We start from the raw sequence: 21,434 nt of genomic DNA on the forward strand, positions 1-21,434 counted from the left end.
GCTTGATGCTGAGGTGGCTTTATTCCGTTGTGCGAGGTACGCGCTGTGATCTGTCTAATGTCCTCCTTTTCATAAAATTACGTATAATAGATTTAAAACAATCAAGGGAGAGACCTATGAAGCCTATTATTGAAATTGCACGCCAAATTGGACTAGATGAAGATGACCTGGAGTTATACGGAAAATACAAGGCGAAGATTTCATTCTCGGCGATGGAACGCGTTCAGGATCGGCCTGCAGGCAAATTGATTCTCGTAACGGCGATGAATCCGACGCCAGCGGGAGAAGGAAAGACATTAACGTCTATCGGCTTATCCCAAGCCATGAATCAGATCGGCAAGAAGACGATTGCCGCGTTGCGCGAGCCATCCCTTGGTCCTTGTATGGGGTTGAAGGGCGGCGCAACGGGCAGCGGAGGAGCACAAATCGTGCCAGCGGATGAGATCAACATGCATTTTACCGGTGATTTACACGCGATTTCGTCTGCGCATAACTTGCTAGCAGCGATGGTCGATAATCATATATTTCATGGAAATGAACTGGGAATCAACCCGGAAAAGGTGGTATGGAAACGCGCTGTTGATATGAATGACCGAGCCATGCGTCATACCGTTATCGGTCTCCAGAATTCGGGTGTGGTCCGTGAAGATGGCCATCTGATTACGGTAGCTTCGGAGATTATGGCGATTTTCTGCCTGAGTGAGAATATAGCAGATTTAAGAGAACGATTAGGTCGTATGATTGTGGCATATTCTTATGATGGCAACCCGATCACGGCCAAAGACTTGCGTGCCGATGGTGCGATGACGGCGCTGCTCAAAGATGCCCTGCAGCCCAATTTAGTACAGACCTGCGAGAATACGCCCGTACTCGTACATGGCGGACCTTTTGCGAATATTGCGCATGGATGCAGCAGTCTGATGGCGACGAAGCTCGGGTTAAAGCTCGCCGATTATGTGGTTACGGAAGCCGGATTCGGCGCAGATTTGGGCGCGGAGAAATTCGTGCATATCAAATGTAGGACGTCGGGATTAAAGCCTAATGCTGCTGTGCTGGTTGTCACGGCTAAATCAATGAAATATAACGGTGGCGTGGATAAGGGGCAGCTGACGGTAACCAACGCAACGGCACTGCTCGCAGGATTCGCGAATGTGAAAAAGCATGTGGAGAACATGCATGGATTTGGCATTCCTGTCGTAGTGGCGATCAATCGGTTCGCTACGGATACCGAGGAAGAGATTCAGATGATTCAGGAACAGTGTCGCGAGATCGGGATTAAGGCAGTTGTGTCACAGGTTTGGGCTCAAGGGGGAGAAGGCGGAAGAGCATTGGCCGAAGAAGTGGTTCGGCTTGTTGAGGATTCTGAAACGCAGCTTCGGTTCCTGTATGAACTGCATGACGGTATTTCAGATAAAATCGAGACGATTGTACGGGAAGTATACGGCGGAGCGAAGGTGAATTATTCTGCGCGTGCCAAAGCCGCCATTCGGGCATTGGAAGCAAGCGGGTTGTCTGACCTGCCGATTTGTATGGCGAAGACGCCTTATTCCTTCTCGGACCAACCGAAACTGCTAGGTCGGCCAGCGGGGTTCACGTTAACCGTTAATGATATCCGTGTGTCGGCCGGGGCTGGGTTTGTGGTTGTTTTCACAGGTAATGTGATGATCATGCCGGGGTTACCTAAGCATCCGCTCGCGGAAGAAATAGATGTGGATGCTCAAGGTAATATTTTGAACTTAAGCTAGTCTAGGATTAGGAGGACAAGCATATGTATGAGCCTGTGACAAGTACGTGTTACATTTTGCCGATCAGCATGGAGAGAATCCCAGCTGCTATCAAGGGTCCGACAGGCACTCCGCCGAAGATCGCGACACCGATGACCGTTCCAATAAGCAAGCCTGCGACGAGGGTCGGTTGATTGCCCATGAGAACGACGCCGCGTCCGCCTAAATAGGAGACGAGAATGCCGATAGCGATGGCAAGTAAGGATTTCCAATTGAGAAAGGAATGCAGCATCGTATCCATATTGATTTTGCCGCTCGCAATCGGGGCCATGACGCCGATCGTCAGGATGATGATCCCGAGGGTCAGACCGTATTTTTCGATCCAAGGGAAGGTCTGATGCAGATTCGTGACGCGCAGCAAGAGCAGGACGACCATGGCGATCGTCACGGTTGAATTGCTGCTGATGAGACCGAGGGCTGCGAACAGCAGCAGAATTAAGGAGGGGGTATCGATGTTTGCCATTAGATGTAAGACTCCTTTTACTAGTAGAGGTCGTTTAAAAAGCCAACTTTTGATCACGAAGTATATCTGCGGGTAAGCTCGACATCGAAGCTTGTATTCACCCTCGAAGTCCGGTGCTCATGTAGGCATTCCCTACACTCCGCTCCTCCTTCTTCGGCTTCATACGATCTTCTCGATGCTGAAAAGTTGACTTTTTAAACTGGTATTATCTTTATCACGATAGCATATTCGCTAGGGAAATCAAAATCAGTGGGGGATTTTAAAGTTATTGGATAATCTAATATAGCTTGGCCACCAACACTAATTCGCGTACCTAAAATGGATTTTCCAACAAAGCTACACCACCAGTCCTTTTTCGCGGACCTATCCTGGATTTATACAGCATAGCTTCACTACCAGCACTAAAAGGCGAACCTATACTGGACGTTTCCAATATAGAGGGGGGAAATCAGCATTTTAGAGGCATTTTCAGCACATTCTAATGGATTTATCCAGTATAGAGTGCGAAATCGTACTGAAAACGGCGAAGTTAGTGGATTTATCCAATATAGCACCACCACAAACACTTTTTCCCCACCTGTACTGGATTTTAAACAACATAGCAAACTTCATTCATCTTCATCATTGTTATAGATCGTTTTAAATTGATTTTTCATTTACGAAACGAGATCACCAAAAAAATAAAGTGCGAAAAGTCCTCTGGACGTTATCGACATACTGAGCGGGGGATGTCTCCCCCGCTTTATTTATGCGTGGTTCGATCACGGTACTCACTAGGGCTTAGACCTGTCCGTGTCTTGAAGGTACGGTGAAAGTACGTATAGCTCTGGAATCCGCATAACTCTGCAATTTGCTCAAGCGTCATTTTACTATATTCGATCCGTTCGCAGGCCATGGAAATTCGAACTTCAATCGCGTAATCCATAATGGTCTGTCCGAACACCTCTTTGAATAGATGACCGGCGCGCGAGATACTTAAGCTTGCATGGTCGGCAACTTGTTGGAGCGTAAAGAGCTCGGTGGCATGCTGCTCGATATAATATTTCATATGATTGCAGATGGGTACATATCTGGATTTGGCTTGCGAGCTATTCGATTCATCAATGAGGCGGTCGAGCATCAGGAAGAAGGCTTTGGTCAAATACTGAAGAACCTCTTCCATTGAATCATGAATCCGTCGTTTTTCTTGAATAATTTGACGCCAGATCATAATGAGACGCTCGTCTAGGCGGATCGGAGTTACTGGATTTCGATCCTTCGCTGCCCACCAATCCTCAACCCATGTGCCTTGTATCATTAGAAAGTAGTCCATGCTGCTGATTTTTGGCAATAATTCGTTTGAATACGGATTATTGAATCCTATTTTCAATTCGTATACATCATCAATCTTATACAATAGAAGGTCGCCTGCTTCAATGCGATCATAATGATCTTCATTCCACACATGGGCGCATCCCTCCGTCTGAAGGCGAATCAAATAGTGAGGCAAACGGGTTCGTTGGCGAATGTCATAGGGTTTATTGTGCTTGGCGAAGTCTACGGATAGGACATTTAATGTATCTTTCGAGTGGCTTATCTCGATCATTTTCAATCACTCCTTTTGGAAGTGCAGCAAAATAGTTCAGGAATAGGTCATATCATTCATTCACATTATACCGTTCTATTGGCTAGAATAAAAGCGTAAGAAAACCTTTTCATAGGAGCTGATTACAAATGATTAAAATTGGATTGCAGTTATATACGTTACGTGAGGAGACAAGCCGTGATTTCGTTGGCACGTTGAGAAAAGTGGCAGCACTTGGCTACCAAGGCGTAGAGTTTGCTGGTTACGGCGGCCTTACTGCAGAAGAAATGAAATCATTATTAGATGAATTGAACTTGGTATCGATCGGAGCGCATGTGGGTATTGAGCGTCTAAGAGATCATTTGGATGAAGAGATCGAATATCATAAAGTGCTCGGCACGAAATATATTGCTTGCCCATGGTTAGGTGATGAGTATCGCGAATCCGTTGTGAAGCTGATGGAAGTGACGAAAGTGCTCAAAGAAGCTAGCGCAAGATTAGCACAACACGGTATTGAACTTGGCTATCATAACCATGATTTTGAATTTACGAACCAATTTGGCGGCAAGACGATGTTCGACACGATCTTCGAATTGACTGCACCGGCTCCGTTGTTCGCGGAACTTGACGTATGTTGGGTACATTTCGGCGGATATGATCCATCCGAATATATGATGAAATACGCTGGCCGCGCGCCGCTTATTCATTTGAAAGACGTTCGTCAGAACGAAGATGGCAGCCCGCAAACCGTCATTCTCGGCGAAGGCGATATGGATCTGGATGAAGTTGTGAAGACTGCGAAATTGACAGGCGTTGAATGGTTCATCGTAGAGCAAGACGTATGCCAAATCGATCCGATCGAGAGCATTACGCAAAGTATGGCTTGGGTGCGCAATAACGTAAAATAAGATATTATTACCAATATCATCATACTAAAACCAATTTATTAGGAGGACTTGTCCATGTCTAAAGTGTATCAAATTGCAATCGTAGGTTGCGGAGGAATTGCGAACGGCAAACATATGCCGAGCTTAGCGAAATTGAAGAATGTTAAGATGGCCGCTTTTTGCGACATTATCGAAGAGCGCGCGATCGAAGCCAAAGAAAAATATGGTGATGCTGACGCGAAAGTGTACACGAACTTTGAAGAAGTATTGGCAGATCCTACGATCGATATCGTACATGTATGTACACCAAATGATTCCCATGCGAACATTTCAATCGCTGCATTGGAAGCTGACAAACACGTATTGTGTGAAAAACCTATGGCGAAGACGGCAGCAGATGCTCGCCGCATGGTGGAAGCAGCCAAACGTTCAGGCAAGAAATTAACAGTTGGTTACAATAACCGTTTCCGTACAGACAGCCGTTACTTGAAGGAAGCTGTTGACGCGGGTGAATTGGGTGAAGTGTATTTCGCGAAAGCACATGCGATTCGTCGCCGTGCAGTACCAACTTGGGGCGTATTCTTGGACGAAGAGAAACAAGGCGGAGGCCCGTTGATCGATATCGGTACACATGCGCTTGACTTAACGCTCTGGATGATGGATAACTACAAGCCAAAAGCAGTTCTAGGTACAGCATTCCACAAGTTAGCATCCAAAGAAAATGCTGCAAACGCTTGGGGTTCATGGGATCCAAAAGAGTTCACGGTTGAAGATTCCGCATTCGGTATGATTACGATGGAGAACGGTGCAACAATTATGCTTGAATCCAGCTGGGCGCTGAATGTCATCGAGACAGGCGAAGCAGCATGTACATTATGCGGTACAGAAGGCGGAGCAGATATGAAGGATGGACTTCGTATTAACGGCGAGAAGAACAGCAAATTGTTCGATACCAAAATTCAATTGAACGCAAGCGGTGTAGCATTCTTTGATGGCGCATCGGAAGACGCTCCAGACGTTGAAATGCGCATGTGGATCGAAGCGATTGAGAACGATACAGATCCAGTGGTGACACCAGAGCAAGCTTGTGTTGTATCTGAAATTCTTGAAGCGATCTATGAATCTTCCAAAACAGGCAAAGCCGTATACTTCAATAACTAATCTATGAGGAGGTTTTATCGATGAAACTGGGTGTATTTGCCGTATTGTTCGGTCAAAAATCTCTCGATGAAACATTAGACTATATCCAAGCCAAAGGTTTGGAAGCTGTGGAAATCGGTACAGGCGGCTATCCTGGGAATGCACATTGCAAACCGGAAGAGTTGCTGGCTGATAACGGCAAATTAAAAGAATTCAAAAAAGCATTCGATTCCCGCGGATTGACGATCAGCGCATTGAGCTGCCACGGTAACCCATTGCATCCGCAAAAAGATATTGCGAAACCGTTCCACGACGATTTCCATCGTACGGTGGAATTGGCTGAGCGCTTGGAAGTGCCTGTCGTTGTTGGTTTCTCCGGTTGCCCGGGTGACCATGAAGGCGCGAAATATCCGAACTGGCCTGTAGCCCCATGGCCGAACGATTACCAAGAAATTTTGGATTGGCAATGGAGCAATAAAGTCATTCCTTATTGGACCGAGACAGGTAAATTTGCTTCCGATCGCGGAATCAAAATTGCGCTTGAGCTGCACGGCGGATTCTCCGTACATACGCCTGCGAATTTACTTCGCTTGCGTGAAGCAGCTGGTGAAGTCATCGGCGCGAACTTGGATCCAAGTCACATGTGGTGGCAAGGAATCGATCCGGTTCAAGCGGTTCATATCCTTGGTCGTGCAAATGCGATCCACCATTTCCATGCGAAGGATACAACGATTGATCCGATCAACGTGAACAAGCATGGTGTAACCGATATGCAATCCTATGCTCTGATGCTGGATCGTGCATGGCAGTTCCGTACGGTAGGCTACGGCCATGATATGAAAGTATGGGCTGATATCATCAGTGCGCTTCGTCTCGTAGGTTACGACTATGTTGTAAGTATCGAGCATGAAGACGGCTTGATGTCGGTAGAAGAAGGCTTCACCAAAGCGGTTGAGAACTTGAACCAAGTTCTGATCAAGGAGCCACTCGGCGACATGTGGTGGGTATAATTATCAACCGGCTTTTGATCACGAGATATAAAAAGGTAGTAGAGATATAGAAAGCCCCCGTTCTTACAGTCTGGAAGGAGACTGTGAAGAACGGGGGCTTTTTGCCGTGACTTGGGGTTCAGGGGGGATGATGTTATCCCCCGATAACCGTGAGTTCTTTCGGATACGTCGTTAGTACCTCGATACCATCGGCTGTGACGACAATGTCATCTTCGATCCGGACACCGCCGCGATTAGGTAAGTAAATACCCGGCTCGATCGTGAACACAACGCCTTCTTGGAGCAATTCTTCATTGTTCGCATGTACGCCAGGATATTCGTGGCAATCCATGCCGAGGCCATGGCCTAGACGGTGCATAAAATAGGCGCCATAGCCTTTGTCTTCAATGACTTGACGTGCAGCCCGGTCAATGCTCGCGTAGGTCACGCCGGGGCGTACAGCCGCAATGGCGGCGAGATTCGCACGCAGCGTTGTATCGTAGATATCTTGGAGCTCATCCGAGATCTGACCGACTGCGAAGGTCCGTGTAATATCTGAAGCATAACCGTCTGCATAGACGCCTAGGTCGAATAATAAGAGCTCATTCGCTTGTACCTTACGCGTTCCAGGATCTCCGTGCGGGAGTGCAGATTTCTCCCCGGCAAGTACCATCGTGTCGAAGGAAGGACCTTGTGCGCCGAGTTTCTTCATTTGGTATTCAAGTTCTGCCACCAGTTCAATTTCAGTGACGCCAATCTTCACTTGCGTTACCACGTTATGTAAGGCCGCTTCGACGAGTCTTACCGCTTCTTTCATACGTGTAATCTCGTCGACTGATTTGATCATGCGCATATTGCGCAGTATGTCACCTGCATCAATATAGGATGCGGCTTGAATCACGTCATGCAACGCCTCAAAGCGAACGACCGTCAAATGCTCTTTCTCCACCCCAAGGGATGTAATATGAGCAGGTAATTGCTGTTTTAAGATTGTATATGGGTTGTCCGTGTCTGTATGCGTAGCAATGCGTTTCACGGAAGAATGCTGCGATGCGGCTTCCTCATCAAGTGCAGGTACGATCAGTACAGGCTCTTGGTTTTCGGATACGACTAAACCAAGAAAGCGCTCATGCGGGTCGCAGGCAAAGCCTGTGAAGTAGTACACATGCTTCGGTTCCGTGATTAATAAAGTATCGATTCCCCGTGCCTTCATCTGTGGATAAAGTTGTTGTAAACGATTCGTCATGGTGATCATCCTTTCAACGACATTAGGTCTATAGCGAAGATACCATGAAAATGGGGGAAATGCCAATGTATCACGATGTAACAATAGCTGACATGACTTGTTCGATTACTAGTGTTACTAGGATTTGAGCGCTTTGTCCATCATTTCATCCTTTTTCTTGCTAATTGTATTTTTATATGATTTTTCAGCTTGATCCGCCATCTTGGAAGATAATCCTGCATCGGAAAGCTCTTTCTTCATTTTATCCAATATCTCATAGAATACCCCGTTGACGCTTTTCTCTAGTTTTTTAGCTGCACTCATATATATAGAAGCAATATCAACTTTTGTTTTTTCTTTGCTAGTTAAATCTTGTTTGGCGTTATTCATTAATAAATCGAGTTTGGAAACGGCCATATTCTCCAACTGCACAAATGTAGATGCATATTTTTTCGCTATATCAGCTTCTTTGTCTGAAGAAGCATCCTTAATAAGATCGTTAACTTGTTTATTATCCTTTGTCTCTTTTGTTTTTGTGGCACTTTTACTCACATCGTTTGTCTCCTTTTCCGTCGTTGTCTTGTCGGTTGCAGGGGGATTTGTATCGGACGGATTGTTATTTAACCCCGGGTCTATTACAAGATTAGGGAATTCAAAAAAATCTTCCGGGGTATGAATATCCGCGGTCGTTATATTTCTGTCGAACAAATGTTTGTAGGCAAAAAAACCTACTCCTCCTAGAACAACAAGGACTGAAACAATCACAATAATTACTTTTTTGCGCATAAATAATATACTCCTTTGTCTGATATTAAATAGTATGGATAAAGATACCACAAAATGAGATAGATTTATAGCTTATTTGCCATAAAAATACATAATAAGTTATTAATTTCAGTTCTGGATTGTGCAACTTAAAGATTAGTTAAAGTAATGACGAATAGGTTGTATTACATAAGAAAAATATGTATCATGGTGGAATATGTTGTAATTACCATGTATATTGTGTCGAAAGAACTGGATTCATAGTTCAGATTACTTAATAGATTTGTTACATATTTGGAGATGTCTTCCTTTCCGTTATCAATGGAGGCACTCGGCCGTGCTGTGGGAATATATTTCATAGGTCCTTAGGCGTGAATCGCCAGGGGTGCGGTGTGAGGATGGGTTAAATGCCTACAATCGATGAAGAGTATGGAATCTTTGATGGTTTGATCGTGTGACACAATGGTTGCGCTTACAATCATGCGATGAAACGATGGAAGATCGACTGAGTGAATACATATATCTGGATTTAACTCTTGTTTTTGCTTGAATAGCAATAACAAGAGTTTTTATATTTTGAGAGGAAGTGTTGATGTTGGGTAGGGTTAGAAAGGCGATTATTCCAGCTGCAGGGTTGGGGACAAGATTTTTACCTGCAACCAAAGCGATGCCGAAGGAAATGCTTCCGATCGTAGATAAGCCGACGATTCAATATATTGTCGAGGAAGCGGTTGAAGCAGGTATTGAAGAAATTATTATTGTTACGGGTAAAGGGAAGAGGGCTATAGAGGATCACTTTGACAGCCATTTCGAACTAGAACAGAAACTTCTTGAGAACAACAAGTTGAAGCTGCTGGAAGAAGTCATGAAGGCTTCGAATTTGGTAGATATTCATTACATACGCCAAGGTGAACCGAAAGGTCTGGGACATGCCATATGGTGTGCTCGAAAATTTATCGGTAATGAGCCATTTGCGGTGCTGTTGGGTGATGATATTGTGCAGTCGCCTCAGCCTTGCATCGGTCAACTAATGGAACAATACGATCAAGTACATTCCTCTATTGTTGGGGTTCAAGAAGTACCATATGAAGAAACTTACCGCTACGGTATTGTCTCACCGGGGAATCAGTTTGGCAGACGTTATGAAATTCAAAAACTCGTAGAGAAACCAGCTAAAGGGACAGCCCCTTCTAATCTAGCGATATTAGGGAGATACATATTAACACCAGAAATATTTGAGATACTGGATCATCATGATATTGGGGCCGGTGGAGAAATACAACTTACGGATGCGATTCAAGTATTGAATCAGCAGCATGACGTCTATGCATATAATTTTGAGGGAAAACGTTATGATGTGGGAGAGAAGCTAGGGTTTATCCTAACGACATTGGAATTTGCGATACAGAATGAAGAATTAAGGGCTCCACTTCTGAAGGAAATGGAGAGAATACTCACGGAGTATCCGTTAAATCATGCTGTAAATATATAATTCAAAGAATGAATATATATAGTAAGGATGGTTAAGATCAATATGAGTATGACGGAGATGCGATTGGAAAGAGAGTCAACATCGTTTCAGCGACCACGAGCCATTATCAAGATGGACAAACGTTACATGTATGCAGTGACGAAGAGATGTATGGATTTTCTAGGTGCACTGATCGGTTTGATCCTACTATCTCCAATCTTTGTTGTTGTTGGTATAGCGATTAAACTAGATGGATCGAACGGTCCTGTTTTTTATAGGCAAGTGCGCGTAGGGAAGAATGGAAGCCAATTCCATATGTATAAGTTCCGTTCGATGATAAATAATGCAGATCAAATGTTGGACGAACTGAAAGCATTGAATGAAGTGTCAGGCGCAATGTTCAAGATAAAGAACGACCCTCGCGTTACAAGAATTGGACGATTTATTCGCAAGACAAGCATTGATGAGCTGCCGCAATTCATTAATGTGCTTCTCGGGGAGATGAGTCTTGTTGGTCCTCGCCCGCCGCTTCCCAACGAAGTGGACGAGTATCGACCATACGATCGTCAACGACTGCTCGTTACCCCTGGCTGCACTGGAATATGGCAGGTCAGTGGGCGGAACGAAGTTGGATTTGAGGAAATGGTAGAGTTGGATTTGAAGTATATTCGCGAGCGCAGTATAGCTATGGATTTAAAATTGATTGTAAAGACGGTTGATGTGATGGTGAATTCGAAGGGAGCTTATTAGACAACGTATGGATAAGAATGCTGTGATTTATGTGGCTGGACATAAAGGGCTTGTTGGCTCAGCCATCCTTCGTGCTCTTCAGAAGCAAGGATATAAGAATCTTGTAGTTCGAACTAGTTCGGAGCTGGATCTACGGAATAAGGAACAAGTAGATCAGTTTTTTGAACGTAATCAAATCGATTATGTGTTTTTGGCAGCTGCCAAAGTAGGCGGAATTGTGGCGAATAACGTCTATCCTGCTGATTTCATTCGGGATAATTTAATGATTCAGACTCATGTTATTGATGCGGCCTATCGTCATGGAATTAAGAAGCTCTTATTCCTGGGTTCTACTTGTATTTACCCTAAATTTGCGGAGCAGCCGTTAAAAGAAGAGTATCTTCTGACTGGAGCGCTCGAGCCTACGAATGAAGCGTATGCTGTCGCAAAGATTGCGGGTATAACGATGTGCCAGTCTTATAATCGACAATATGGAACGAAATATATCTCTGTAATGCCGACGAACTTATATGGTGAGAATGATAATTTTGATCTACATACATCGCATGTTCTTCCCGCATTAATTCGAAAGTTTCATGAAGCGAAAATATCTAGTACTCCTTATGTTGAAGTATGGGGTACAGGAACTCCAAGACGTGAATTTCTATATGCGGATGACTTAGCGGATGCTTGCTTATTCTTAATGCATTCCTATGAAGGCAATGAAATCGTTAATGTTGGTGTAGGGGATGACATTACGATTGGAGAGTTAGCTTACAAAATTAAAGATGTGGTTGGTTATACGGGTCAGATTCAGTTCGATACATCGAAACCGGATGGTACGCCGCGTAAGCTTGTCGATGTTACGAAGCTTCATGGATTAGGATGGAGAGCGGAGACCTCTCTAGATGTGGGACTGACGAAGGCGTATCAATGGTTCTTGAGTAATGAGAAAGTACTTGTTCGAGTATAAACAAGATTACATACAAGTTGGAGGACAGAGATGAAACGTGCATTAATAACGGGTGTAACAGGTCAGGATGGATCATATTTAGCAGAATTATTACTTGAAAAAGGGTATAAAGTGTTTGGGATTCGTCGTCGGACCTCTACACCTAACTATGAAAATGTGGAACATATTAAAGATCAGATCGAGTGGTTAGATGGTGATATGACTGATCTTTCTTCATTATTAAGAGCTGTAAAAGAGGCATTACCAGATGAAGTCTATAATTTAGCTGCACAATCCTTCGTTGCGACTTCATGGCCGCAACCAATTGCTACAGGTGAGATTACAGCCTTGGGTGTAACTAATATGCTTGAGGTGGTAAGAATTGTGAAACCCGACGCTCGATTCTATCAAGCATCCAGCTCAGAGATGTTCGGTAAAGTTGTTGAGACACCGCAGAAAGAAACAACACCATTCTATCCGCGTAGCCCTTATGGAGTAGCGAAGGCATATGGTCACTGGATTACGGTTAATTATCGCGAATCATTTAACATGTTCGCTTGTTCTGGAATTCTCTTTAACCATGAATCACCGCGTCGTGGACTTGAGTTTGTTACACGTAAAGTAACGGATGCAGTTGCAAGAATCAAATTAGGATTAACGACAGAATTGCGTTTAGGGAATTTGGATGCCAAACGTGATTGGGGCTTTGCAGGGGATTATGTGAAAGCTATGTGGTTGATGCTACAACAAGATACTCCGGATGACTATGTGATTTCTACAGGTGAGACACATACGGTTCAAGAGCTCGTGGAAATTGCGTTTGGTCATGTAGGTTTGAACTGGAAAGATTATGTTGTAATTGATGAGAAATTTGTTCGTCCAGCGGAAGTAGATCTGTTGCTCGGAGATTGCTCTAAGGCTAAGGAGAAGTTGGGCTGGGAGCTGGAAGTGAGTTTTGAAGAGTTAGTTAAAATGATGGTGGATCGAGATATGGAGAAACATAGAATAAAAAGTGGTGTGCAAAATGAAAATACTAATCAATTTTGCTGATGATAAATTTGCAAAACAACAAAAGCTGAATTCAAAATCAGGATATAAGAAAGGGGGATTTGATAAAGTAATTGAATATAATCCTAGCAGTTTAGGAGAAGATTTCACGGTCAGACATAAAGAATTTCTTGAAGTGAGTAATCGTGGTGCAGGATACTGGCTATGGAAACCCTATATAATCCTAAAAACATTAGAAGATGCTAATGAAGGAGATTATGTCTTTTATTGTGATTCAGGATCAATTTTTATAAATAGTATTGATCATATTATTAATGCAATGGAGCAAAATAATCAAAGTATATTCTTGACTGAATTGCCATTATTAGAAAAACAGTGGACAAAAATGGAGTGTTTTCACGAATTGAAATGTATGGATGAAAAATATAGAGAAACGCCTCAAGTTATCGCTACTTACATCATGTTGAAAAAGGATGAGAACTCAATCAAGTTAATGAATGAATATTATAACTTATGCTGTAAATATCAATTACTTGATGATTCAAAAGAGATGAAGCAAGATCCAAAATTTATTGATCATCGTCATGACCAGTCATTATTAAGTTTATTGGCAAAAATGAATAATGTTTCTTTCCATAGAGACATAACGCAATACGGTATTAGACCATTTTTATATACTGCCGCAGGTAGAGAATATATGATAAAAAGTTATAGAAATTCAAGTTATCCCCAAATATTATTATCGTATCGTAAGGGGAATTGGTTAAAAGTATTGATTAAAGAAAAATTTAAGGATTACTTAGGTTTTAACTTGAGGTTAGGATGAATTCTATTGTAAAAAATTATTTATATAGTTTAGGGTATCAGATATTGACACTATTTTTACCCTTTATTGTTATACCATATATATCTAGAGTTTTGGGAGCAAGTAACTTAGGGCTGGAATCGTATACTGTTTCAGTAGCCAGTATTTTTATGATGATCGGTAATTTGGGGATTAGTAATTATGGTACTCGCCTCATTGCAGAGTTACGAGAAGATAAAGAAAAATTAACGATTAGAACCTATAATCTAATTGTAACGAGAACGATAATGTCAGTATTTGCATTAATATTATTCGTTATATTTTCTTTAAATTCTCATAATAAAAATGTGTTATTACTTCAGACAGTTTTTTTTGTATCATCAACGTTTTTTGATTTTATTTGGTATTTTGCAGGGAATGAGAGATTTAAAGAGATTGTTACTCGTAATCTTGCAATTAAATTTGTAGGAGTTGGGCTTACCTTTTTATTGGTCAAAGATTCAAATGATCTCTGGATTTATATTATTATAAATGGTGTAGTGAATCTGATACCAAACCTATATTTTTTCACTAAAGTAATACAGGATATTGGTAGACCTAAAAGAGAATATTTTAGTATTCATGAGGCTTTTAATCAACTGAGACACCTTATTCCATTCTTTGTTATGGGATTTATTATTCAAATATATATGAATGTGGATCGGTTAATTCTTGAATATTACAAACTTACATATGAATTAGGCGTTTACAGTCAGTTTCTAAAATTAATAAATGTAATTCTGGCACCAATTACTGCAATTGGTGCTATTTTATTACCAAGAATGTCTTATTTGAACCGGCATAGTGATAATGATAGTGAAAGGCTATTAGCTATAAGTACAAATGTCATTATCGTTTTATCAGTTGGTTTGTTTTTTGGTCTAGAGCTAATTTCGGGTGAATTTATTACTCTGTTTTTCGGTGAAGAATTTGGAGGGTATGTAAATGTCTTTCGTATTTGCTTACTACTTATCTTCACTGGAAGTATGAGTAATATTGTAGTGCAACAGATAGTTCTACCAACAAAACAAGAGAAGAAGTATTCGTTTGTGCTACTCATCGCAACAGGTATAAGAATAGTATTCTTGGTAGCCTTATTGTCTACTTTTCAAATGTTATCTGCAGTCATAGCAGCGATAATAAGTGAAATGTTTATTGTATTTGTTTGTTTGCTTTTGGTTAAGAAACGGTATAATATAACCCTTCTATTCCCACTAATGAATACAACTAAAATATTGATTTCTGGCATTTTTATGTTTGTTTTTGTGCATTCCTTACAATTGGGTCTTATTACAAGTATAATACTTGGATTTATTTCGTATTTATTGATACTTATCATATTGAGAGAAACATCCTGCATTCTAATAATAAAAGTTCTTCGAGCAAAAGTTATGAATACAAAATAAATAGATGTGTATTTCATTAACAATGGAACCTAATAATAATAGATTTACTTAACTCTATTATTTATGAATACCCCAAGAGGTGTTGTTTTCATTTTGTTTTGTAACAATAAGGGAGATGGAGCAATGGTTAAAGTGTATTTGTCAGATAACTCTTTATCTGGGCACCACAAATCATATTTAGATGCTCTCGTGAAAATCGAGTGCACAGATAATATTTCTGAACAAATTACGTTTGAGCAAACAAAAGGAAGACTGATATATCATACTGAACGTTTGAAATATATTAACAATGCTATTCGTAAAGCACAAATTGATGAGTATAGAGGGTTGAAAATTGTTCATTTCTTATATTTGGATAATTTATATACATCTTTATTTTCTTCTGCATTTTTTAAAAGTGATAAGATTAGGTTGATTGGTACCTTGCATCATATTCCACAGAAAAAAGTGAAATTATTCATGTTGAAGATATTCGCAAAAAAATTAGATAAGATAGTTGTCCATTCTGAGTATAGTAAACAGGAATTGAATAATTCAGGTATTAATAATGTTGAGTTTATTAACTATCCTAGTTTCTATGATTACTCTAAATGTTCTTCAAAAGAGACAATAAGAAATGAGTTTGGAATAGATCAACAACAAATAGTTTTAACAGCAATTGGTGGAACAAGATTTGACAAGGGGCTTGATATTCTACTTGACAGTGTTGCATTACTAGAGCCGAATGAAAGAAAAAGAATTTTATTAAATATTGTTGGAAAAGAAGAGATATTTAAAAAAGGATATATTTTGGAAAAATGCAGCGAAAACGGTATAGATTCACGTGTTAAGTTAGAGTATCTAAGTGACGAAGATTTTATGAAGAATATAAAGATAAGTGACGCTATCGTTCTCCCTTATAGGAAGGTATTTTCTGGTAATAGTGGTCCTATGACAGAAGCTATCGTAAATAATATCCCAATAATTAGCCCCGAAGAAGGCAATCTTGGTTATATAACGTCTAAATTGTCTCTTGGAGTTACTTTTGAATCAGAAAATGTAAAAAGTCTTTCAAAAACAATTAAAAAAGTAATTAATGAGGGATTTGATTTAGGAGTAAATCATACTGATGAATTCCATGTGATGAAGTTTACTGAAAAATATAAAACTATTTATTTTAGTTTAACTCTTTAACAGTGTGAATTTTTTATATCAAACGTTATTTTACGGATTGAGGTAATTTTAGTGATGATTTGGTTAAAAGTAATATTACTTTTTATAACAATAATATCTGTTCGCCCAGGCCTTTTTGGTGAAAATTATAGTACTTTAGGGATTATTACATGTGGATTAGCACTATTTTTGCACCTAATCGAAAAATCAGTTGTTCGTAAGTTAGAAATTAGTAATTATTTTAAAGTAATAGTTATCTTATTATGCGTATACTGGATGTACTTACTAACGCAAAGCGCATTTTTGAGTTCTCCATTAATTTTGGATGTAGCTAAAGGCTTTATTACTTGTATATTTATTTTGTTATCATTTGCATTTATGTTAAGCGATGAAAAGTTAAGAGTTAGCTTTTGTAGATTATTCATTCGGTTAATGATTTTAGTAACCTGTTCATATGCAATTACTTTGATTTTAGCGGTATTTATACCATTACAGAGTTTACAAATATTTCATATATATATTAATGAAAATGTTAAAAATATTTACTTTCCATTCACTCCGATTTATGGGGTGATGACAGTTGAAGGTCATGTGTTTCAAAGATTTTTAGGATTCTTCAGAGAATCAGGTATTTCACAGGCGTTTATGATCTGGGCTTATGTTTCTTTAGATAAATATCGACTCAATAGAAGGTTGAATAAGATATTATTAATTTCCGGGATAGTTTTTACTTTCTCTACAGCTGGAATAGGGATATTTATTGCAACTATCGTATTAAAGATGTTATTCGAAGGGAAAAAAATAAGATCTATTGTTGTAATTCCAACAATTTATGTTTGCTTAATGTATGCACCATTTATAGGGATTGCTGATAAATTAGTGACACATAGCACATCGATAACAGATAGAACTAGTTCAATGCTAACAAGCTTAGAAATATTTAGAAATAATCTAATGGGAGTAGGATTGGGAAACTCGCCTATTTCTGAACATTCAGGAATTAATATAATTGCAAGTCTCCACATGATTGGAATAATTGGTTTATTTTTAATTTTATTATTCTTCTTTTATCCAATATCCTATGTTCAAGATAAAAAATACTATCTAGTTGCAATATCACCATTTTTTTTAACTGCGTTGTTATCTCAACCTATAGTTGACTCACCAGGGCTTTATATTATGATTTTATTGTGCATTGGTGAATCAAAAGGAGAGCCACTTCTGTCGAGTCATGGTAATAGGCTAACTGACTCTATAAAGGCTAAACAAAAAGTTACTCTTTTTTAATTGACAAATTACAATTATTAAAGTAGACCCTTAAGATCCGGTGTCACCATTGGTAGAGCAAATGTGCATATGAAAAGGACTGACTCCCTAATGGAGAAAATTAACATTAAGAAAGGTGCAATTCTTTGCGCTGGTTCTAAAGTGCTATGTAAAAAAGGAGTTTTAATTGTAGGTGGAAATACAATTTTAGCTGCAAACGCGGTTCTACTTCAATCAACTGGTGATAATGAAATCTAGGGTGGAGTGTCAGAAAAAATAATTTCTAATAAGGAAATCAATGAATAAAAAATAATTATTTAACCGTCTATGTTACACAATAGTTTTGAAGATATTCTTTCAATTAATAGTTTTAAAATAAGAAGTTGGGAGTTATTTATAATGAGAAGTCTTGCACCAATAATATTGTTTGTGTACAACAGACCGGATGAAACACGCAGGACATTAGATGCTTTAAGAAAAAATGATTTGGCAGAACAAAGTGAACTTATAATATTCTCAGATGCTCCTAAAAATTCGAACGAAGTTTCAAGAGTAAATGATGTAAGAACTCTTATCTCTAATATTTCGGGATTCAAACAAGTTACCATTATAGAACAAAGGTATAATAAAGGATTAGCAAATTCGATTATAAATGGTGTGAACGAAATAATCAAAGCACAAAACAAAGTAATTGTACTTGAAGATGACTTAATAACTTCAAGATTATTTTTGACGTATATGAATAATTGTTTGGATTTTTATGAAGAGAATAAAACAATTTGGTCGATCTCTGGATTTACTCCTAATCTTGCTATCCCACCAGATTATAAACACGATATATATTTAACAATGCGCGCATGCTCTTGGGGATGGGCAACTTGGAAAGATCGCTGGATAAATATTGATTGGAACATAAATAATTATCATCAAGTATCCCAAAAAAAATATAGAAGTAAAATAAATCGGTGTGGTAACGATATGCGATGGATGTTAAGTGATCAAAAAAAAGGGTATATTAATTCTTGGGCTGTACGATGGTGTTATAACCAATTAATAAAAGAAATGTACACAGTTTATCCTACTTCGTCGTTTATTTGTAATATTGGAATGATAGGAGAAGGGACACATGGTTCCTTTAGAAAAGAATATGTAACTAATAATATTAATGAGAGTATTCCACATATAGAAAATATAACAGAAGATGAGAGGGTGGTAATGAGTTTTGCTAAATGCTATGACATGAAGATGTATAACTATGTAGGAGTTATATTGAAGAGGATTGGGTTATATAAGAAAGTTAAGCTCATTATCAAATCGATGATATACAGATAAAATAGTAATTTAATTATTTTTAGGGAGCATCAAGATGGAAAATTATATATTGGTTAATGCAACTGCCTTGGATTCACGTGGAAGCTTAACCGTATTAAGAAACTTTTTGGTAGATATCAAAACCAATGAGAGATTTCTGGATGAATCTCACATAAAACTTTTTGTTCTTGTTTCTGTGAGAGAAATGGAAGTATTTAATAGCGGTTGTTGTAATATAATTTACCGACCTTTTCCTAAAAAAAGTATTTTTCATAAATGGTATTTTGAAAGATATATTCTAAAAAGTATCATAAAAGAATTTAATATAAGTTCTTATTTATCACTTCAAAATATAGGTATAAAGATTAAAGATATTATGCAATATTGTTTAATTCATCAAGCCATTCCTTTCACAAAGCTTAAAAAAGGTGACATTGAGTTTAAAAATATTATAAAATACTCTGTTTTGTATAGTGCAATGCTAAAGAATCAAATTAACTATAATAATACGATTATTGTTCAAACAAATTGGATGAGAGATGCGTTATTATCTAAATATAAATATGTTGGAAAGATAGTTGTGTTACCTCCAGTAGTAAGCAATATATCAAAAACTAATAACTCGTTACCACCCATAGTTGAAAAAGATTTGACAAATAATCATGTTAAATTCTTATATGTGACAAATATTGAAAAGTATAAAAATAATAAAAGATTAATAGATGCATTTCAAATATACAATAGTAATAATAAAAGAAAAGCTATTCTCTATTTAACTATAAAAGGTGAAAGTAATGAATTCATAAAGTGTATAGGAAAAATTGAACACGAAAGTATGTTTACTTTATATAAAAATGTCGATGTTCTTATATTTCCTTCTTTGACAGAATCACTTGGATTACCACTAATAGAGGCTCAAGAAGCAGGATTAGATATAATAGCTGCTGATTTACCTTATGCACATGAGTTATGCCCAGAGAAAACAATTTATTTTAACCCATACGATGTACAATCGATTATTACAAGTATTGAATCTTATATGAGTGAATTAAGAGCTATTGAGCAAAACTTAAATACTAAAGGGTACAATGGAAAGGGGTATATTGATTATATTAAATTAATACATGAGGATTTTTTAAGTCATAATATGGTTTGAAAATATATAGGCTTAGGTTATCGTATATTTTGTGATTTATAATTTAATGGTTTCTTTCAGGGTGAGGAGTCTCAATGACAAAAAAGAAAATTGTATTCGTAATAAATTCGTTCTATCCTGACTTTGCTTCAACGGGTCAGTTATTAACGGAACTATGCTTAGATCTTCAACAAGATTTTGAAATCACGGTGATTGCCTCACAACCTGAATTCTCTCAGGATCAAGGAAGTCAAAGATTATTTGAATGTGATGAGCTTGAAGACATAAAAATTATTCGTCTTCGATTACCGAAAGTGGATAAGACTTCTAAAGTAAGTCGTCTGATAAATATTGGGTTGTACTTTACATTAGCTTTGATCGCGTTGTTACGAGAGAAAAAAGTGAATATTATCTATACCATATCTCAGCCACCTATTTTAGGTGGTTTTATTGGTTCTATTGGGAAATTTCTGAAGCGATCTAAGCATGTATACAACATACAAGATTTTAATCCCGAGCAAGCTGAAGCGGTAAGTTATATGGATAAGCAGTTCATCTTCAATATGGCTCGGAAAGTAGATAATCTGAATTGTCGCTATTCAGATCACGTTATTCTTGTTGGCCATGATATGGCAGAAACGTTAAAAAACAGGTTTACTGGAAGGACTATTCCCCAACATTCCGTTATTAATAACTGGACTGATGAGAAAGATATCGTACCTTTGGATAAAGCTGAGAAGCACGTTGCTTCTTTTATTGAAGAGTATCAACTAGAGAATAAATTCATCATCATGTATTCAGGTAACATTGGATTGTATTACGATTTAGAGAATATCATTAAAGTTACGAAACATTTTAAGGATAATCAGGATATTGTATTCATCTTTGTTGGTGATGGAGCTGTCAAGAAAGAGATGCAAAGCTACGTTAATGAGCAAAATATCAAGAATGTCTTATTTATTCCATTTCAACTCAAGGAATTTATTAAGTATTCTTTGAATGCTGCAGACGTACATCTTGTTGTTAATCAGAAAGGAATCAAGGGCGTATCTGTTCCAAGTAAGATCTATGGTGTTATGGCTGCAGGGAAAGCAATCCTGGGCGTACTAGAACAAGGTAGCGAGGCTCAAATATTAATTGAAGCGAGTCATTGTGGGGTGGTCGTTGAACCACAAGATTATGATGGAATTATTGATGCAATTAACCAATTATTCGCATTTAGTGAAGATCAAAGAGAACAATTAGGTGCTAACGGAAGAATATATCTAGATAAGCATTTGAAGAGAGAAGATTCAATTGCCAAATACCGTGAGCTCTTACTACAACTATAGTTGGAAGGACGG

20 protein-coding genes are annotated in these 21,434 nt (G+C 38.8%); 16 read left to right on the forward strand and 4 right to left on the reverse strand.

The genetic code is table 11. The features are described from left to right. Window positions 1-5 precede the first annotated feature (5 nt). Entirely contained in the window at window positions 6-1,745 is a 1,740-nt protein-coding gene (locus BVG16_RS06960; protein WP_078497807.1) for a formate--tetrahydrofolate ligase, read from the forward strand. A 49-nt stretch (window positions 1,746-1,794) separates the two neighbouring features. On the opposite strand, the gene BVG16_RS06965 is transcribed toward BVG16_RS06960, so the two are convergent. Both BVG16_RS06965 and BVG16_RS06970 read right to left on the reverse strand, forming a co-directional pair. Next, complete coding sequence (locus BVG16_RS06965) at window positions 1,795-2,247, reverse strand: DUF441 domain-containing protein (RefSeq protein ID WP_078497808.1); 453 nt, start codon at window positions 2,245-2,247, stop codon at window positions 1,795-1,797. Window positions 2,248-2,989: 742 nt separating this feature from the next. After that, complete coding sequence (locus BVG16_RS06970; RefSeq protein WP_078497809.1) at window positions 2,990-3,832, reverse strand: helix-turn-helix domain-containing protein; 843 nt, start codon at window positions 3,830-3,832, stop codon at window positions 2,990-2,992. Between the two features lie 128 nt (window positions 3,833-3,960). On the opposite strand from BVG16_RS06970, the gene BVG16_RS06975 reads away from it, so the two are divergent. From BVG16_RS06975 to BVG16_RS06985, 3 genes are read left to right on the forward strand one after another with little or no spacing between them, the layout of a single operon-like run. After that, window positions 3,961-4,719 (forward strand): sugar phosphate isomerase/epimerase family protein, encoded by a 759-nt coding sequence (locus BVG16_RS06975; RefSeq protein WP_078497810.1) that lies wholly within the window; start codon window positions 3,961-3,963, stop codon window positions 4,717-4,719. Between the two features lie 54 nt (window positions 4,720-4,773). Then, window positions 4,774-5,859, forward strand: coding sequence for a Gfo/Idh/MocA family protein (locus BVG16_RS06980; protein WP_078497811.1), 1,086 nt, complete (start codon window positions 4,774-4,776; stop codon window positions 5,857-5,859). 20 nt (window positions 5,860-5,879) lie between these two features. Continuing rightward, a complete protein-coding gene (locus BVG16_RS06985; protein WP_078497812.1) occupies window positions 5,880-6,848 on the forward strand; it encodes a sugar phosphate isomerase/epimerase family protein in 969 nt (322 codons plus the stop codon). A gap of 133 nt (window positions 6,849-6,981) precedes the next feature. On the opposite strand, the gene BVG16_RS06990 is transcribed toward BVG16_RS06985, so the two are convergent. Both BVG16_RS06990 and BVG16_RS06995 read right to left on the reverse strand, forming a co-directional pair. Next, window positions 6,982-8,073: a M24 family metallopeptidase gene (locus BVG16_RS06990; protein ID WP_078497813.1), complete on the reverse strand. Its 1,092-nt coding sequence runs from the start codon at window positions 8,071-8,073 to the stop codon at window positions 6,982-6,984. Between the two features lie 117 nt (window positions 8,074-8,190). Then, complete coding sequence (locus tag BVG16_RS06995) at window positions 8,191-8,838, reverse strand: hypothetical protein (RefSeq protein ID WP_078497814.1); 648 nt, start codon at window positions 8,836-8,838, stop codon at window positions 8,191-8,193. A gap of 571 nt (window positions 8,839-9,409) precedes the next feature. Here BVG16_RS06995 and galU point away from each other — a divergent pair. From galU to BVG16_RS07050, 12 genes are all read left to right on the forward strand, one after another. Beyond that, on the forward strand, window positions 9,410-10,309 hold the full coding sequence (galU, locus tag BVG16_RS07000; RefSeq protein WP_408635303.1) for a UTP--glucose-1-phosphate uridylyltransferase GalU: 900 nt from the start codon (window positions 9,410-9,412) through the stop codon (window positions 10,307-10,309). Between the two features lie 42 nt (window positions 10,310-10,351). Continuing rightward, a complete protein-coding gene (locus tag BVG16_RS07005) occupies window positions 10,352-11,038 on the forward strand; it encodes a sugar transferase (RefSeq protein WP_078497815.1) in 687 nt (228 codons plus the stop codon). 7 nt (window positions 11,039-11,045) lie between these two features. Next, window positions 11,046-11,990 carry a GDP-L-fucose synthase gene (fcl, locus tag BVG16_RS07010; RefSeq protein ID WP_078497816.1) on the forward strand — a complete coding sequence of 315 codons (945 nt, stop codon included), beginning with the start codon at window positions 11,046-11,048 and terminating at the stop codon, window positions 11,988-11,990. 30 nt (window positions 11,991-12,020) lie between these two features. Next, a complete protein-coding gene (gene gmd / locus BVG16_RS07015; RefSeq protein ID WP_078497817.1) occupies window positions 12,021-13,019 on the forward strand; it encodes a GDP-mannose 4,6-dehydratase in 999 nt (332 codons plus the stop codon). Beyond that, window positions 12,994-13,803 carry a hypothetical protein gene (locus tag BVG16_RS07020; RefSeq protein ID WP_078497818.1) on the forward strand — a complete coding sequence of 270 codons (810 nt, stop codon included), beginning with the start codon at window positions 12,994-12,996 and terminating at the stop codon, window positions 13,801-13,803. Before gmd ends, BVG16_RS07020 begins: the two co-directional genes overlap by 26 nt. Then, window positions 13,800-15,227 (forward strand): flippase, encoded by a 1,428-nt coding sequence (locus BVG16_RS07025; RefSeq protein ID WP_078497819.1) that lies wholly within the window; start codon window positions 13,800-13,802, stop codon window positions 15,225-15,227. Before BVG16_RS07020 ends, BVG16_RS07025 begins: the two co-directional genes overlap by 4 nt. A gap of 123 nt (window positions 15,228-15,350) precedes the next feature. Next, window positions 15,351-16,400: a glycosyltransferase gene (locus BVG16_RS07030; RefSeq protein ID WP_158081637.1), complete on the forward strand. Its 1,050-nt coding sequence runs from the start codon at window positions 15,351-15,353 to the stop codon at window positions 16,398-16,400. 51 nt (window positions 16,401-16,451) lie between these two features. After that, a complete protein-coding gene (locus BVG16_RS07035) occupies window positions 16,452-17,666 on the forward strand; it encodes a hypothetical protein (RefSeq protein WP_144027311.1) in 1,215 nt (404 codons plus the stop codon). 90 nt (window positions 17,667-17,756) lie between these two features. Continuing rightward, a complete protein-coding gene (locus tag BVG16_RS32735) occupies window positions 17,757-17,903 on the forward strand; it encodes a hypothetical protein (RefSeq protein ID WP_158081638.1) in 147 nt (48 codons plus the stop codon). Window positions 17,904-18,044: 141 nt separating this feature from the next. Next, window positions 18,045-18,977 (forward strand): glycosyltransferase, encoded by a 933-nt coding sequence (locus tag BVG16_RS07040; RefSeq protein WP_078497822.1) that lies wholly within the window; start codon window positions 18,045-18,047, stop codon window positions 18,975-18,977. 34 nt (window positions 18,978-19,011) lie between these two features. Next, a complete protein-coding gene (locus BVG16_RS07045) occupies window positions 19,012-20,112 on the forward strand; it encodes a glycosyltransferase (protein ID WP_078497823.1) in 1,101 nt (366 codons plus the stop codon). Window positions 20,113-20,186: 74 nt separating this feature from the next. Next, on the forward strand, window positions 20,187-21,422 hold the full coding sequence (locus BVG16_RS07050; RefSeq protein WP_078497824.1) for a glycosyltransferase family 4 protein: 1,236 nt from the start codon (window positions 20,187-20,189) through the stop codon (window positions 21,420-21,422). The last annotated feature ends 12 nt before the right edge of the window (window positions 21,423-21,434 follow it).

The sequence above is a fragment of the Paenibacillus selenitireducens genome, from assembly GCF_002021565.1.
In the GTDB taxonomy this organism is placed as follows: Bacteria; Bacillota; Bacilli; order Paenibacillales; family Paenibacillaceae; genus Paenibacillus_K; species Paenibacillus_K selenitireducens.